We start from the raw sequence: 15,418 nt of genomic DNA on the forward strand, positions 1-15,418 counted from the left end.
CGCTGTCTCCGTGAGGCGATTCATGAACCAAAAATAACATGTGGCGGCGGCGATCGAAAAGGCGCGAATAGAACGTTGGGCTTGTTGAAACATACGTGCAACAAGCACGTTCCGATTGACCGCGAGCCGAGTTTCCTCTACGAATTGACGAGTCGGAAAAAAGGGAGGAACCCATGAAAAGCTCGTTTTATTGGATGATCGCGCTGTTCGTTTCATTACTGCTGGTGATGCCGCTGCTCACTGCGTGCGACGACGACGACGACGACGATGACGACGCCGCGGACGACGACGCCACGGACGACGATATGGCGGATGACGACACGGCTGCCGACGACGACGACGACGATAACGACGACGACGACGACACGCCGCCGCCGATCTATAACGAAGATTGCGCCGAAGGCCCGGTACTCGCGTTCAATTTCTCGACGAGCCCCATGATCGTCCCGTACCCGAACGATTTATATACGGTGCCCGATGCGAGTACGCTCTCCGGCCACCGCGTCAAGGTGGACGGCAATCTCCCGGCGCCCTTTGGAGCCATGGCCGGGTTGGGCGTGCTCAAATTCGTGACCGATCCGATGAATACACTCGACGGTTTCTCCACACTCGCCGATCTATACGTGCCCACCGGCACCGAGTCGCGTCCGGCATCATGGCCCGACGAGTTCGACCCGGCGGTCGCCGACAGCATCTTCCTGATGGTCGATGATCCCGAAAGCGAGTTCGACGGCGAAATGGCGCCGGTCACGGCGGAATTGCGGGCCGGGGCCGTGCAACTGCGCCCGTTCAAGCCGCTACGCGAGCACACGCACTACGTGTTGGTCGTCACGCGCGCCCTCAAACCGAAAGGCGATGAATGTTACCAAGCCGGCCCGACGATGCGGCGCATCTGGGACGAATTCTACGGCTACGAATCCCCGGAAATCGGCGACCGTTACGGCAACGCGCTGGCGACCCTGGAAGAGTTGGGGCTGGCGCTGGATCGCATCCTGGCCATTGCCGATTTCACGACGCTCTACGCCACGAAGGACCTCGCCGGCATTCGCGAGCAGATGGACGATTTGCTGTCGAGCCATCCGCCGACCGTGGACAATTGGCAGTACGTCAATAACAGCCAGCCGGGTCTTGAAGGCTATTTGTTTGCCGACATGGACACGCCGAAGTTTCAAAACCAGTTCGGCGAGTGGGAACGCGACGGCAAGGGCGGCATCGTGCTGCAGGGTTGGGAAGACGTGGAACTGCTGATTTCACTGCCCGATCCCTCGACCTCCGATTTCCAACAACCCTATCCCTTGGTGATTCACGGCCACGGCGTGGGCGGCTTCAAAGATCAAATCACCAGCATTTCCTCCGAATTCGCCGACGCGGGTTTCGCGATGATCGCCATCGACGCGGTTTGCCACGGCCCGCGCGCGCCGATTCCCTACAATCCGACCGCATCGCTGATGTGCTACTTCGACTTCCTGCACCCGCTGACCTTCCGCGACAATTTCCGCGAAACGATGGCCAACCATTTGTGGCTGTCGCGCGCGATCAAGGAAGCGCTGGGTAACGTGGACAAAATTCCGTATCCCAACGGTGACGGCGTTCCCGACTTTGACTTGGAGAACATCTACTACGCCTCGGTGTCGTTGGGCTCGATTCACGGCGGCATCTACGCGGCGATTGAAGATCAGGTCGACGCCTACGTGCTTAGCAGTGCGGGCGCAAAGTTCATCGGCATCGCGCTCGAAGGCCCGTACATGGGCTCGTTTGTCGACATCGCCGAGTTGCTGGACCAAATGCTGCCCGATCTGCATGCCACCGACGCGGTGTGGATGCTCGGCCACATGGCGCAACACATCCTGGACGCCGCCGACCCGGCGAACTACCTCATGCACGTGATGGAGGATCCGCTGCTCGAAGACCATACGCCGTGGATCCTGCAGCAAAGCTCGTCGGACGATTTCATGCTTGGCGGTCTGAGCGGCGCTTATTTTGCGCGGGCGGCGGGCTATCCGCAGTTCAATCCCTACGTGTGGGACGCGGGCGTGCCGCATGCTGATCTGCCTTATACCGGTTCGGGATTCTATCAATACGACACGGATGAGCATTTCTTCTTCTGGATGGACACAGGGCTGGGACCCGCGTATCGGGAGCAGGGATTGCACTATCTACGCACGCACAAGGAAAGCGGCGAGGCGGAGGTTATCGATCCACTGGCGCGTTAACGCGACGCGGGCGTTCGCTACCGGCGGCGCAAACGCAGCATCGAGATTTCGTTCTGTGAGCCCAGGCGCATCGCCGGGCCCCAGGTGCTCGATCCGGGCGACACGTGCAGGTAGTGGCCGTTTTGCTCGCCCAACCCGCGGATGTGAGAATAGAAAAGGTGCGTCATCAGGTTGAAGGGGAAAATCTGGCCGCCGTGTGTGTGGCCGGCCAAGTGCAGGTCGATGTCGTGCTCTTCCAAAAAAGAAAGCGGCATCGGCTGATGGAAGAGCAGCAGGCGAAACGCTTCGCTTTCTGCCGGTAACGACGCGAGAAACTTGGCGAGCGCTTTTTTGCGGCCGGTCTCGATGTTATCGACGCCGACGAGAAGCAGCCCTTCGTGCGTAACCACCTGATTGCGGAGCAGGCGGATGTTCGTCGTGGCGATGATCGGCAGGATGCGTTCCACGTCCGCATACTGATCGTGATTGCCCAGCACCATGAACACCGGCATGTCCAACTCGGAAAACGGCGCCAGAGTCTCGGGCGTGACGCGGCCGGAGCCGTCAAATAGATCACCACTGAGCACAACGAAGTCCGGGGCGAGGGCCTTCGTGCGGGTCACGATGTCGGCGAGCATGCCGCGACCGTGCGCGGCTCCCAAATGGAGGTCGCTGATTTGCGCGACGTTGAAATCGGCCGGCAGCCGCGGCGAGGTGATGGTGACTTCCCGCACGGTTAGTCGCTGCGCGTTGATTAGCGCGTAGACGACGGCGACGGCGAGCACCGCGGGCAGGGCGTATCGCGCAATGGGGCGAAGTCCCGGCAGGAAGAAATCGACGGGGTGATACGCCACGTTCATGGCGAAGGCCAACCACAACACGCCGAGATAAGTCATCGCGGCGACGTACAGGATCTGCACGGCGCGGTTCCAGGTCGCCGTGGCCAGAAACATGGCGAATGGGATAAACAAGGTCAGCAGCACGACGGCGAGAGTCGTATACGGCGTGTAGGACCAGGAGAACAGCGTGAAGGTGCGGCGGGCCACGTAGAATTGCATCCCGAACAGCACGAGGGATGCGACCGTGATGAATAGCGCGAAACTCAGATAGCGGCTCACATGCGGCTCCTTGATTCAGCCAATTTGAAGAACCATAACGATTCGCCGGCGTTTTGCGAAGCGAGGCGGGCGATTTTTCGGCGAACACCGCTGGAAACGTGTCGCGCGACCGGAAAATCGGGCCTCGGTTCCCCTTTACTTTTTTCCATCGGGCTGGCAGGATGGCGAAACTGTTACAAACATTGAACTAAATATTGGCCGTCCGGCCGGGACCAGTAACCATGGCGAAAACCAAGAAGAAAACACCGGTAAGAAGTCGTAAAAAAGCCGCACCGCGCGCCATCAGCAACGAAAAGAAATACGCATTTGAGCTGATCGACCGCGTCGTGCGCGAATGCCCGCGCCGGAAGCCGACCAGCGAGGATGAACGGCAAGCGCAAATGATCTTCCGCGCCGAATTCGAGAAACTCGGCTTGAAAACGCACGAGGAATCGTTTCGCTTCAACGACAACCTCTACGCCAACCTCGCGCTTCATTTCGGCCTGGGAACACTGGGTTCCGCCGTTTCGGGCGTGGCCCCGGCGCTCGGTTTCTTGCTGCATTCCACCGCCGCCGCGTCCTACTTCGCCGAGTCGACGCGCCGCGCTTACTTCCTGCGCCGCCTGTTTCCGTGGAAACCGTCGCAGAACCTCCTGGCGACCATGCCGGCCGAGGGCGACCCCGACTTGCGCGTCGTGATTCTCGGCCACGCCGACGCGGCATTTACCGGTTTCCTGTTCGATCCGCGCAACGTCAAAGCGTTTGCCAAGGGGCCGCCGTTGGGCCTGAAATTCCTGGAGCGTTCCTTGACGTTCGCCACACAGACCCAATTCGCGCTGGCCGGTTTCGACCTGCTGCGTTGCTTCTTCGGCCCGCTGACGCTCCCGCTGCGCCCTGTGGAAGCGATTCTATCGATACCCGGCCTGCTGGCTTTCCTTTTGAACCTGCAGATGGTCATGCGAAATGAGATCGTGCCGGGCGCTAACGATAACCTGACCGGTTGCGCCGCTTTGCCGCTTCTCGCGCAGCGCTTGGCACCGCATAAGCCGAAAAACGTTGAGTACGTGTTTGGCGTCACGGGATGCGAAGAGGCCAGCCTGGGCGGCGCCGATGCATTAGCCCGCGTGAAAAAAGGCGAATGGGACCGAAACAAGACCGTCATCTTGGGGTTGGATGGACTGACGAACGGCACGTTGCGCTTTTTCCAGGGAGAGGGCGAGATCGTTCGCACGCCGATTCCCACCTGGATCAAGGAAGTTTGCGAGGCAACCGCCGGTTCCGAGTCGCGGTTCAACGAAGTGACCGGCTTCGATATCCCGGTGGGCGGTTCGGATGTGGCGGCGTTCTTGGCGCACGGCTACGACGGCGTGTGCCTGGGGTGCGTCGATCCCGAACTGGGAAGCCCGCGCCACTACCACTGGCCGACGGACACGCCGGAAAATCTGGACATGGATCAGTTCATGATGTCGGTGGAGTTCGCCGAGAAACTGGTTCACCAATTGACGGCCTTCAAGCTTCGCTGAAAAGGCGACAGGCAACTAGACTGCAGGCGCTCGTCGTGATGGCTAAATACCGCAATAAAACAGATATATAGATGTGGTTTGTTAAAGCACTCTATTATGTGAGGCTGTGCCCTGGCGTGATTCCCGCGATACTAGAATTTCGGTGAGGCGGCATCGGCGCGCGCTCTTTCTCGAAAGTCAGGAAACGCGCTGCGTGAGGGCCGCTTCGAGGGTCGCAAAATCGTGGAAAACGCGGGCGCCGTGGGCGAGGCGGTTGGCGGCGTGGTCGGCGGGCAAGCCTAACCACACTTCGGCGGCGTCCGAGAGGCGATGCAAGGCGTCGCCCAGCGAGTCCAGTTCCTCCTGATTTACGTCACGAACGACGCTCAACAAGACAAGGTTCACCCGGCTCATTTCGATGGCTTTCAAAATATCTTCCACCGGCGTGTCCGGGCCCAAGTAGACCGGTGTCAAACCACGGCTCGCGGCCAACAGAGCGCCCACCAGCACACCGAATTCGTGCCGATGGCCCGACGGCGTGGTCACGAGGATTTTCTCCGCTCCGGGCAACGGAGACGTCATATCGATCAATTTGATCAGCAGCGCGCGAATCTGCATGGAAATCAGATGCTCGTGCGCAATCGTGAAGCGTTTGTGGAACCAATGGTCCCCGGCTTCCTGCAGAATCGGCACGACGACTTTCATCGCGAACTCGTGAGGATCCATCAATAACGAGGCCCTGTTCAATAACCGCTGCGCGCGCTGGGCGTCAAAGGCCCGCACCGCCGTAATGTACTCGTTCACGATGGCACGATGGTAATCGCCGCCGACCGCCGGCCCGCCCTCGGTTTCCGGCGGTGTTGCCGCAGCTTCCAACTCATCGATTATTCGCTGTAGTTCCTCGTCGGGCAGCGTGGCCACGGTTTTGATGCGCCTACCAAGAGCAGTCACGCGGCGCAACAAAATCAAGCGACCGACCTCGGCATGGGTGTACTGACGAGTGTCTCCGGCCGTCCGCGCCGGGGAAACGGCGCCGTATCGACGCTCCCACACGCGGATCGTATCGGGCGTCAGGCCGGTCAGCTTTGCGACGACACGCATCGAAAATAGGTCGTCTTTTTGGTCTTTTTCGCTTTTCATTACTCGAAAGATAAAGATTCACCGCATTTTAGTCAAATAAATATCTGGACAAAAAGCGTTGTGTCAAGCTGTCTGCGGGTGTTCCAGCACGATCTTGATCGCCTTTTCGGCGCGCTTGTTCAGGAACGTATGGATGGCGTCTTTGTATTGGTCCATGGTGAAGCGGTGCGTCACCAGATGATCGACGGCGAATGACGGATCGGTCAACAACTGTGCGGCTTTCTCAAAGGAATTGACCCCGTCGGCCTCGGTGCCGTGGCAGTTGATGCCGGTAACCCTGATCTCCTGCGACCAGATGGGCGAGTAATCGATCTTGCCCGGCTTGAAATTGATGCCCAGGAGAACCAATTGCCCGCCGGCTTTCGTCCAGCGCAGAGCGTTGTGCAGGGTGTTGTCGTTGCCGACCGTGTCGTAGATGACGTCGTATCCGCCCAGCAAAATTTCATTGCCGAAAGGACCTTTGATGTAGCGAGCGCCGGTTTTATCGGCCACCGATTGGTACACGGAAGAGTCCTCGACCAACACGTGCCCCGCGCCGCAGGTTTTCGCGGCTTCGGCCTGGAAGGGGTAACGCGCCAGGCAACTGACCTCCGCCTCCGGATGCAAGGCGGCGGTGATGGCCACGGCGAGCAGCCCGATCGTACCCGCGCCGATCACCAGCACGCGATCTCCGGGTTTCACGTCGGCCTTGAGGACGCCGTGCATCGCGCTGGCGGTCGGCTCGACCAGCACCGCGCGTTCGGTGGGCAAATCCTTCGGCAGACGAAACGGCTGGGTGCGGTGCATCACCATGTAGGGCGAAAAACCGCCGCCCATGTCGCGCAGGGGCAGTGGCTTGCGGCCGACGTTTTCGCACAGCATGTACGACCCCGCCGCGCATTGCGGGCAGGGCGGGTCGATTTCCAACTGGTAGCAACTGGGCCAATCGATGCGCATGGCCACGCGTTCACCGAGTTGCCAATCGCCCGCGTCGCGGCCGACTTCCACGACTTCGGCGACCAACTCGTGCCCGAGGAACTTGCGTTCGATACCCGGCACCGCGGCGTAGAAGGTCTTCGGGTCCATGTCCATGAAGATGAGATGCATATCCGTGCCGCACAGACCGCACGCGAGGTTGCGCACCTTCAGCCAGCGTTCGTTGGGCAACGACGGCTCGGGCACTTCGGCGTATTGCACCGGGGAGAAGCGGCCCAGCGCGGCGAACTTGTCCACGAGCGACAACGCCTTGAGCACCGCTATTTTCGGCAGGCTGTTATCGAAATAGAGCGCTTTCATTTCTTGCTTCTCCGCGTCGTCGACAGGCTTTTTACGGCCTTTTGAATCGCCGTTACCAGCAGCGCGACATCTTCCTCGTCGATCGTCAGCGGCGGTCGCAGCAACACGGTGTTTTGCGCGACGCAGCCCGGCTTGGCGAAAACTCCCGCCCCGGCCAACGCCCGGCACATCGACGTCGCTTTGGTCGGGCTCGAAAACGCGAGCGAAAGCAGCAGCCCCTCACCGGCCATCGACAGAAGCGCCTTTCCTTTGGGATCGATCAGGTCGTGCAGCCCGGTGCGGATTTCGGCACCCCGCCGCGCGGCATTCTCCCAGGGGCGGGACTGTTCGTAGGCGTCCAGCGCCGCGGAAGCCACCGTGCACCCCAGGTCGGAGCCGCCGAAGGTGGAAAGGTGGATCAGCGGGTGGTCGTTCATGAAGGTGTTGAGCGCGGGCGAAAAGATCGTGCCGCAAATCGGGAAGACGCCCGCACCCAGCGCCTCGCCGAGGATCACTGTGTCGGGTTGCACGTCGAAATGCTCGTACCCGAAGCGCCGTCCCGTGCGTCCGAAACCACACTGGGTCTCGTCGACCACCAACAGCGTTCCGTTTTCACCGCAGCGCTGCCAGAGCGCGCGCCAGATTTTCGGCGTGAAGGTGGCGCAATGATTTTCGGTCTGGAAGGGTTCGATGAACACGGCGGCGGTGTCGGCCGTGATAGAGCTGCGCACCGCTTCGGCATCCGTGAAGTCGACAATCCGCGAGCCGGGCACCAGGGGTGCGTAGTCGTCGCGATAGGGATGCGCCGACAACGACAGAGCGAAGCCGGTCTGCCCAAACCACGAACCACGCGGCGCGACTAGATCACGCTGGCCGGTGTGGCCCCGCGCCAACTTGGCCGCGCAGTCGAAGGCTTCGCCGCGCACCACGCCGAACACCGTGCACTCCGCCGGACCCGGCACGAAGTGGGCCAGCTTCTCGGCCAGTAACGCCTTTTCCCGACTGATCATGGGGAAATTGCCCTGGTCGGTGACGCGCAATCCCTCACGCAGCGCCGCGGCGACGGCGGCCGGGCGGCGTCCCAAATTGTGGATGCCGGCGTTGGTGTAACAATCCAGATAGCGACGGCCGCGATCGTCGGTCAAAAAGGCGCCCTCGGCGGCGGTCTCGACAAAATCGTGACCGAGCTTTTTGAGCTGCCTGACCTGCGCCGCCGAAACGTATTTGCGAAAATCCGCCAGGGCGGCCGTCTCGTTCTTCCGGGTACTCATCGGCCGCCTCCTTTCACGGCGTGCCAGGCGTCTTCGGCGCGGCGCACCCAGCCAAACAACACGGTTTGGACCTTCTCGCTGTTGAGCAGACGCAGAACCGGCGGAATTTTCGCCGCCGGCAGCGCCAGGGGCAGCAATTTCTTCATGGTCGCCACCGCTGCGCCGATGCGGTCGATGACGCTTGCCATCTCCTTTTCCGAGATGACGATCGGCACCATGAAACGCATCACCTGCGGCGCATTGCCGGAGTAGGCGGCAAACACCCCGTTTTGCGCCAGGGCGTCGGACATCATCGGTCCCATGAATTCGTGCAGGTATTCGATGCCGATCATCAGCCCGCGACCGCGCACCTCCTTGATGATCTTCGGGTTGTCGCGGCGCAACTCTTCCAACGCCGTGCGAAGTTGCTCGCCGCGCGCCGCCGCGTTTTCCCACAGGCTGTGATCGAGGATGAAGTTGATCACCGCGAGCGACACGTGGCAGCCCAGATTCGACCCGCCGGTTGTCGACGGATGAAAATCCGGATGCTTCTCCACGTAATCGACCAGGGAGTGCAGGGGCCGGTAGATCACCGCCCCGTTGGCGTAGAGCCCGCCACCGATCGATTTGGCGACCGTCATCACGTCGGGGACGACGCCCGAATGCTCGCAAGCGAACAGCTTCCCGGTTCGACCGAAGCCGGTTTGGATTTCGTCGAAAATGAGCAGTACGCCGCGCTCGTCGCACAGCGTGCGAATGCGGCGAAGATACTCGTCGTCGGCCGCGAAAACCCCCGCCTCGCCTTGGATGGGTTCGAGGATAATGGCCGCCGTGTCCGTCGTGACGGCCCGCTCCAACGCGGCGAAATCGTTGAACGGAACAAAGTCGAAGGCGGGAATGAGCGGCTCGCAATAGTGGCGGTAATGTTCCTTGCCGTTGCCCGCCAGCGCGAACCCGGTGTGCCCGTGATAGGCCTTGATAGTGGAGATGATCCGCGACCGGCCCGTCGCGCCGCGCGCCAGTTTGATGGCGCAGTCCACCGCGTCGCCGCCTCCCGAGGCAAACAGCACGCGGGAGAGATCGCCGGGCGAAATCGCCACCAACTTCTTGGCAAACGCCGCCTTCTGAGGCGAGACCAGATCGTGCGTGCCGATGTCGAGAGTTTGCAGGCCTTCTTCCAGGGCGCGCATGATCGTTTCGTTGTGACGCCCGACGTTGAAACTGCCCGCGGAGGTGAAGCAGTCGTAGAACTCGCGGCCGTCGACCGCGTCGGTAAAGCCAACGCCTTCCCGCCGCGCCTCGATGACGTCGAGGTGACCGGCCTTGAGATACTTGACCTGACCGGCGTTGACGAAGGTACCGAAACGGCGCTCGATATCCTTCTTCTCTTTCGGCGAAAGAAGAGTCTTCCCCTTCGATGGGTCGCTCATGCAGTCCTCCAACACAAATGCGGGTTCCGGCCGGCACTTTAGCAAGTCGGGGCGCGGCGTGCCAACCAGGTCTTGGCATTGCGACACCGCATCTGGATAATGTGGCGACTACAGGGAGGACTCATGACCACGGTTCTGCATGTGCTGTCGCAACGCCCACAACAGACCGGCAGCGGTATCACACTCGACGCCTTCGTGCGACACGCCGCGGCCCTTGGCTGGCGGCAACACGTCGTGGTTGGCGTACCGGCCCAAGAGCGCACCGTTGCCGTTGGCGATCTGCCGGAAGCGAACATCCACCCGCTTCTTTTTGAAACGCCCGAGTTGCCTTTTCCAGTGCCTGGCATGAGCGACGTTATGCCGTATTGCAGCACCTGCTTTTCCGGCATGGATACCGCGACGCTCACGGCTTACATCGAGGCATGGACAAAGCATCTGCGAGAAGTGATCGCCCAAACCAAACCCGATGTCATTCACGCCCACCACCTGTGGCTCGTCAGTTCGCTCATCAAAGACCTCGCGCCGACCACGCCGGTGGTCAATCAATGCCACGCCACGGGCTTTCGGCAAATGGAGTTGTGCCCGCACCTCGCGCCGCGCGTCACCGCAGGCTGCCGTCGCAACGAACGCTTCCTTGTGGCACACGACGGCCAAGCGAAGGAACTCGTCGCGCGGTTGGGTGTTGACGCCGGGCGCGTAAGCGTGATCGGCGCGGGTTACCATCAGGAGGCATTCCATTTCCGGGAGGGCGTGGATCGCAGCGTGCCGCGCGTCGCTTACGCGGGTAAGACCAGCCGTGCCAAAGGCGTGCCGTGGTTGCTGGACGCGGTGGCTTTGCTGTCGAAGCGAATTCCCGACGTCGTGTTGGAAATCGCCGGTTCGGGAGCTGGGGAGGAGGCTGCAGCAGTGCGACAACGCGCCGAGGCATTGGGCAGTCACGTACGCCTGCACGGTCAACTCGCGCAGCACGATCTGGCCGATCTGTTTCGTTGCTCGCGCGTGTGCGTGCTTCCGTCGTTCTATGAAGGATTGCCGCTGGTGCTCGTAGAAGCGATGGCGTGCGGTTGCCGATTGGTGGCGACGGAGCTTCCCAGCATCGCCGCCTCGCGCCTATCGGAACTGCGGCCGTGGATGACGACCGTGCCGCTTCCCCGCTTGCGAAACGTGGACGAACCCTTCGACCGGGATTTGCCCGCGTTCACCAGCAACCTCGCCGACGCCATGCAACACGCGCTGGAGCAGCCCCCGGCGAACCCGGCGGATCCGGCCTACTGTGAGACGCTCGCCGCGTTCACTTGGGAAGCGGTGTTTGGGCGTGTCGAGCACGACTGGCGGGAACTGCTCGCGAACTGAGATAGCAAGCGCCCGTGTGCGTTCAGAATTCGTATTGTGCGCCCGCCTCCAGCACTTCGACATTGGCGTCGAGATGGCGCTCGAAAAGTGCGATGGCCTCGTCATCGGTGTCGTGGGCCGACAGCAGCACACGTTCGGGCTTGGCGTCATTTAAGGCCGTGATAGCCCGGTCGATGTCGGCGGATTGGATTTTCATCCACGGTGGTTTGCCGGTGCCGAGCAAGCGCTGGAAGTCGATACCGGCCGCTTGCCAACGCCCCTCGGCGAGGGGGAAATGCAAACCACCGCCGACGGCATAAATCGGTTCATCGGAGATGCGGCGCACGGCGTCGAGTAATGCCGGAACCGTTTGGTGTCCGCACCCGGTAATGACGACCAATCCCTTTCCACGCAGGTTGACGATCAGAGCTTGTTCTTGGATGAGGCCGGTTACAAACATGGCGCGGGCGATCGGCCCCGTGGTCGCCAGTCCCGTCGGCAGCAAGCTCGGCTTTTCGATGACGGCACAGGAGAACCCCGGCGCCTTGGCTGCGTCGGGTAGGAAGCACGGTGTGTCCGGCCGCGGCTTGCCCAGCGACTCGGGCCAGTGCACGGTCGCCGCTTTCTGGGCCGCGAGCCCTCCCATGTGATCCAGATGCAGGTGCGAGAGAACCATGGCGTCAATCTGGTCGATGGTGAAATCGAGTTTCGCGGCGTTATGCGCGAGCGCCTTGGTGGTGGCCCCGAAGCCGACATCAAGCAGGGTGCGGCCCGCGTCGGTTTCCAGCAGATACGAAACGGCGGCGTCGCCCAGAAAACCGGGGCGTGTGCGCTGCTCGACCAACACAGTCCAGCGAAACGTGTCGACGGGCGGGATGTCCATTTTGACCATCGCCGAGCGTCGCGCTTGGTTCGCGATGCGCGAGCTTTTCACGTTACGGCGGAATGTCACCGTCTTGGCTGTCAGCAAGGGGACGAGAATCGGCGACCCGAGAACCATTACGGGCCACCACAATGGAGAGATGCGTGCGGACATGGAGATTCCTTCGAAGTTGTGCGAGCTGTCGAAATATTCGGTAACAAATTTCTGACTTAGCCTAACCAAAATCCCGGCTGATGACAAAGGCGGCAATCAAGTTGTTACCGTCGATCAGGAGCTTTCGTGTCCACACCACAACAGGCAACCGGACGAAATCGTATTCCACTTCGCGAGGCGAATGTCTACGGCTTCGGCGCCACGGAGAGCAAGGCGTTGACGAACTTCGATTTTATCTGCTTTTGGGCCAACAACCGTTTGGCGGGCGATAAATTCAAAATCGCGCCGAGAACCGCGCCGAGCATGCGGTGAGACACCTTGCCGGGGTCGGCGAAAAGAAAATTTTGCAGCTTGCCGTGTTCCACCGCCTGCAAAAGCATTTTCTCCATCATGTTTTCCGGCGTATGAACCCGCTGCCCGATGCGATGCAGCGAAAGTGCGTCGTGCGTGCACGAGCGGCGACAGACACCGCACCCGAGGCAGCGATCGGCGTCGACGACGGCGGCTTTCTTCCGCGTGGGGCGGCTTGCCGTCGGCTTGGCGGCATGCATCTCGATGGCGTTAACCGGGCAGGCGGTCGCGCACTTGCCGCAGCCGAGGCAGTTTTCATCTTCGATCACCGCCACGTAGTTGGACGTCACCACCGGCGTCGGCCCGGGGAATTCCCGTAAACCGGCCAGCATTTCGCAGCAGCAGGGGCAACAGTTGCACATGTAGTGCGGCTGGTTTTTCACGTTGTCGCCCATTTGCACCATGCCGCGTTCACGCGCTTCGTGCAGAACCTCCAGCGCATGCTCTTTCGAAACGGCCTGCGCGAAACCGCGACGTATCAGGTAATTGGCGCCCTGGCCGAAACTGAGGCAGAAGTCCCTCGGGTAATCGCACGCTTCGCCCGTATGCGTTTTGACGTGTCGGCAGTAACACATTGCTTCGGCCCACTGTCCGCCTTCCTCGATGATCTGCGACGCCTTCTCGTAGTCCAACACTTCGGAATAGACGTCGGCTTCCAGGACGTCTTCGTGGACGAGCGGCCTGGCGAAAAACGTCTCGCCTTCGGCCACGGCCTTGAAAAAGGCGCGCTCAGGATCGTTGCGCAGATACTCGTGGAAAAGTTTGCCGACGCGCTGCTGGTCGATATCCGTGCGCACGCGCATCATGGTGAACTCAAAAAAGCCGACCATCGTCGGGTTGAGAAAGTAGCTGACCGAACCGTTGCTGCGGGGTAGGTCGGCCAGTAGGCCCTTTTCCACCAGGCGGTCGATCACTTCGCGGGCTTGCGCCAGGTCCATGTCGGCGTTGGCCGCGATGCGCCTGGCGGAGGTCAATCCCATCGGCACGGCGGCGGCGACGCGGGCCTCTTCCTCGCTGAAAAGTTCGGCAAGAATTTCGAATAAGAAGCGATTGGCCGGCGCGCCGATCGGCATCTTGTCGAGTCGTTCCTGGAGGGCGAGATACGCTGCTTTTGTGGTCACATGCCCCATGTTCCCAATCCTTGGTGTGTTGATGGTTCCCGTATCATAGCCGCTCGGAGAATCCGAGGGAACCTGAAATTGAATTGCGAGAGGTGTCGCGGGACGGGCGGGGCTACCTAAGCCATTTGATTTTCAGTATGCCGCCGCTGTCTTGCGCGATGTACATAAAATCCTCGTCGTCCAACGTGATGCCTTCCTGGTCCGCCCCGGGAAAAGCCCAATAGCTGACGATTTGGCCCGCCGTGCTCACTTCGAAGAAGGTGTTGCTGGCATCGCTCACTACGAGCAAGTGGCGGGTTTTGCGATCGTAATGCAGTGCGGACAGATCGCGAATCCCGATGGAAAAATAGCGCTTGATCGGGACCGTCCCGCGCCGGTCGGTGTTGCTCTTCAAGGGCAATTCCACTTCGATGATCACCGACGGATTCTCTTCGTCGTTGATGCCGAACGATTGATTGCCTAAGAAGAACGAGCCGCCCTCCGGGTGAGTGTCGTCGGGCACGAAGGTAATGGACTCGAATCCCATATTGTCGTTCTTGTGGAGGATCAATTTGCCGTCAAACTTCCTCTCCACGTCGAATTGGCGGGTGATGGCGAAGCCGTCCGGCTTAACTTCCAGGATCTCTTCCCGGTCCTCCACCGCGACGTAGAGCAGGCCGGTGGCCGGATCGTACGTGATGCCTTCCAAGTCGCGGCTCGCGTCGAGGATCTTGCGTTGGAGGAACTTGCCTTCGCGCGTCAACTCGGCGATGTCGCCCTCGTCGCCGATTACAAAAAGCGTGTCGCGCTCTCGGTGGTATACGATGCCCGACGGTTCGGTGAAATGCGCGGTGCGAACAATTTTGCTCTGCCAATCGTAGCGAAAAATGATCGACCGAGGTTCTTCGTTATCCTTGGCTTTCGCGCCCATGAGCACGGCTGCCAACAGAAGTAAGCTAAGCGACCACACGATCGTGTGCCGGGGTCTACGCATGCGATTCATCCTCCTTGCTTGCCAATACCAGCGTGCGTCCAATGAGTAACTGTGCGCTGACGTAAGTCATCCAGATAATCATACTCGTGGCGATGGGCGACGGGTCCGGTAAGTGTACGCCAATTAACGCGTCTGAGAAAATGAATAACGCCGCGCCCAGCGCTTGCGGCCACGCCCGCGTTCCCCACGCGGCCACCAACCACAGCGAAGCCACGCCCATGCCGACCACCACGAAGGTGTAACCCAAGGCAACGATTTTCTCAACAATGCCCAGTTCCGCCGGCACGATGAAGTACCACGCCGCCAACGAAAGAATCGGCCAAGCCACCGCCGTCAGCCGGAGCCATCGCGAGGAACCGACGCCTCGGTGTTTCGCCAACAGTCTGAAGGATGCGATGTACAGCCCGTGCGCGGCGATGAAAAACGGCACCGACAGCAGGGTTTGCACCGGGGTGATGAAGGTCAAATCGATCAGCCGCAGGTTGTTCACGTCGCCGAGAAAGGAAAGCAGCAGACCGGCCAGGATGAAGTTCCCCGCGCGCCGCCAAGCCGGTCGGCCCAGCAGTGGAGAGCGCAGGCGCGCCGTGATCACGATGACCAGCACCATCTCGGCCAGCAATAAGAATTTCATGACAGTCGGCAGGCGCCCCGGGAAATCAGGCGGCAGCATCAACCCCGCCGCCGTCGTGGCCGCCAGCAGCACAAACATCAAGAAGGTTAAGTATGGGACCGTACGCACC

Annotated in this window: 12 protein-coding genes; 3 read left to right on the top strand and 9 right to left on the bottom strand. The window is 60.8% G+C overall.

The features are described 5' to 3' along the window. The first annotated feature begins 173 nt into the window (after positions 1–173). Positions 174–2,213 carry a hypothetical protein gene (locus P9L99_07325; GenBank protein MDP8223152.1) on the top strand — a complete coding sequence of 680 codons (2,040 nt, stop codon included), beginning with the start codon at positions 174–176 and terminating at the stop codon, positions 2,211–2,213. A 17-nt stretch (positions 2,214–2,230) separates the two neighbouring features. On the opposite strand, the gene P9L99_07330 is transcribed toward P9L99_07325, so the two are convergent. Next, positions 2,231–3,310 carry a metallophosphoesterase gene (locus tag P9L99_07330; protein ID MDP8223153.1) on the bottom strand — a complete coding sequence of 360 codons (1,080 nt, stop codon included), beginning with the start codon at positions 3,308–3,310 and terminating at the stop codon, positions 2,231–2,233. Between the two features lie 221 nt (positions 3,311–3,531). On the opposite strand from P9L99_07330, the gene P9L99_07335 reads away from it, so the two are divergent. Then, entirely contained in the window at positions 3,532–4,812 is a 1,281-nt protein-coding gene (locus P9L99_07335) for a M28 family peptidase (protein MDP8223154.1), read from the top strand. Between the two features lie 177 nt (positions 4,813–4,989). Here P9L99_07335 and P9L99_07340 read toward each other — a convergent pair whose 3' ends face one another. The 4 genes from P9L99_07340 to P9L99_07355 form a co-directional block, all read right to left on the bottom strand. Then, the gene (locus P9L99_07340; GenBank protein ID MDP8223155.1) at positions 4,990–5,931 is read right to left on the bottom strand and encodes a MerR family transcriptional regulator; all 942 of its coding nucleotides are present in this window, start codon (positions 5,929–5,931) and stop codon (positions 4,990–4,992) included. Positions 5,932–5,994: 63 nt separating this feature from the next. Beyond that, entirely contained in the window at positions 5,995–7,206 is a 1,212-nt protein-coding gene (locus tag P9L99_07345) for an alcohol dehydrogenase catalytic domain-containing protein (GenBank protein MDP8223156.1), read from the bottom strand. Then, complete coding sequence (locus P9L99_07350; GenBank protein MDP8223157.1) at positions 7,203–8,456, bottom strand: aminotransferase class III-fold pyridoxal phosphate-dependent enzyme; 1,254 nt, start codon at positions 8,454–8,456, stop codon at positions 7,203–7,205. The genes P9L99_07345 and P9L99_07350 overlap by 4 nt, the downstream gene beginning before the upstream one ends. After that, a complete protein-coding gene (locus P9L99_07355; GenBank protein MDP8223158.1) occupies positions 8,453–9,865 on the bottom strand; it encodes an aminotransferase class III-fold pyridoxal phosphate-dependent enzyme in 1,413 nt (470 codons plus the stop codon). The genes P9L99_07350 and P9L99_07355 overlap by 4 nt, the downstream gene beginning before the upstream one ends. A 123-nt stretch (positions 9,866–9,988) precedes the next feature. Here P9L99_07355 and P9L99_07360 point away from each other — a divergent pair, with 123 nt between their 5' ends. Continuing rightward, positions 9,989–11,218: a glycosyltransferase family 4 protein gene (locus tag P9L99_07360; protein MDP8223159.1), complete on the top strand. Its 1,230-nt coding sequence runs from the start codon at positions 9,989–9,991 to the stop codon at positions 11,216–11,218. 22 nt (positions 11,219–11,240) lie between these two features. Here the strand turns inward: P9L99_07360 and P9L99_07365 are convergent, their stop codons facing one another. From P9L99_07365 to P9L99_07380, 4 genes are all read right to left on the bottom strand, one after another. Beyond that, positions 11,241–12,233 (bottom strand): MBL fold metallo-hydrolase, encoded by a 993-nt coding sequence (locus tag P9L99_07365; GenBank protein MDP8223160.1) that lies wholly within the window; start codon positions 12,231–12,233, stop codon positions 11,241–11,243. 185 nt (positions 12,234–12,418) lie between these two features. Next, a complete protein-coding gene (locus P9L99_07370) occupies positions 12,419–13,714 on the bottom strand; it encodes a 4Fe-4S binding protein (GenBank protein ID MDP8223161.1) in 1,296 nt (431 codons plus the stop codon). A gap of 103 nt (positions 13,715–13,817) precedes the next feature. Then, positions 13,818–14,678 (bottom strand): SdiA-regulated domain-containing protein, encoded by an 861-nt coding sequence (locus tag P9L99_07375; GenBank protein ID MDP8223162.1) that lies wholly within the window; start codon positions 14,676–14,678, stop codon positions 13,818–13,820. Continuing rightward, positions 14,671–15,417: a lysoplasmalogenase family protein gene (locus P9L99_07380; GenBank protein ID MDP8223163.1), complete on the bottom strand. Its 747-nt coding sequence runs from the start codon at positions 15,415–15,417 to the stop codon at positions 14,671–14,673. Before P9L99_07380 ends, P9L99_07375 begins: the two co-directional genes overlap by 8 nt. Position 15,418 lies beyond the last annotated feature (1 nt).

The sequence above is a fragment of the Candidatus Lernaella stagnicola genome (assembly GCA_030765525.1).
GTDB classification, from domain to species: domain Bacteria; phylum Lernaellota; class Lernaellaia; order Lernaellales; family Lernaellaceae; genus Lernaella; species Lernaella stagnicola.

Bases quoted from the DNA above. Each gene is read 5' to 3' on its own strand.
- P9L99_07325 (MDP8223152.1), top strand. From the start codon at position 174: ATGAAAAGCTCGTTTTATTGGATGATCGCGCTGTTCGTTTCATTACTG.
- P9L99_07335 (MDP8223154.1), top strand. From the start codon at position 3,532: ATGGCGAAAACCAAGAAGAAAACACCGGTAAGAAGTCGTAAAAAAGCC.
- P9L99_07340 (MDP8223155.1), bottom strand. From the start codon at position 5,931: ATGAAAAGCGAAAAAGACCAAAAAGACGACCTATTTTCGATGCGTGTC.
- P9L99_07345 (MDP8223156.1), bottom strand. From the start codon at position 7,206: ATGAAAGCGCTCTATTTCGATAACAGCCTGCCGAAAATAGCGGTGCTC.
- P9L99_07350 (MDP8223157.1), bottom strand. From the start codon at position 8,456: ATGAGTACCCGGAAGAACGAGACGGCCGCCCTGGCGGATTTTCGCAAA.
- P9L99_07355 (MDP8223158.1), bottom strand. From the start codon at position 9,865: ATGAGCGACCCATCGAAGGGGAAGACTCTTCTTTCGCCGAAAGAGAAG.
- P9L99_07360 (MDP8223159.1), top strand. From the start codon at position 9,989: ATGACCACGGTTCTGCATGTGCTGTCGCAACGCCCACAACAGACCGGC.
- P9L99_07365 (MDP8223160.1), bottom strand. From the start codon at position 12,233: ATGTCCGCACGCATCTCTCCATTGTGGTGGCCCGTAATGGTTCTCGGG.
- P9L99_07370 (MDP8223161.1), bottom strand. From the start codon at position 13,714: ATGGGGCATGTGACCACAAAAGCAGCGTATCTCGCCCTCCAGGAACGA.
- P9L99_07375 (MDP8223162.1), bottom strand. From the start codon at position 14,678: ATGCGTAGACCCCGGCACACGATCGTGTGGTCGCTTAGCTTACTTCTG.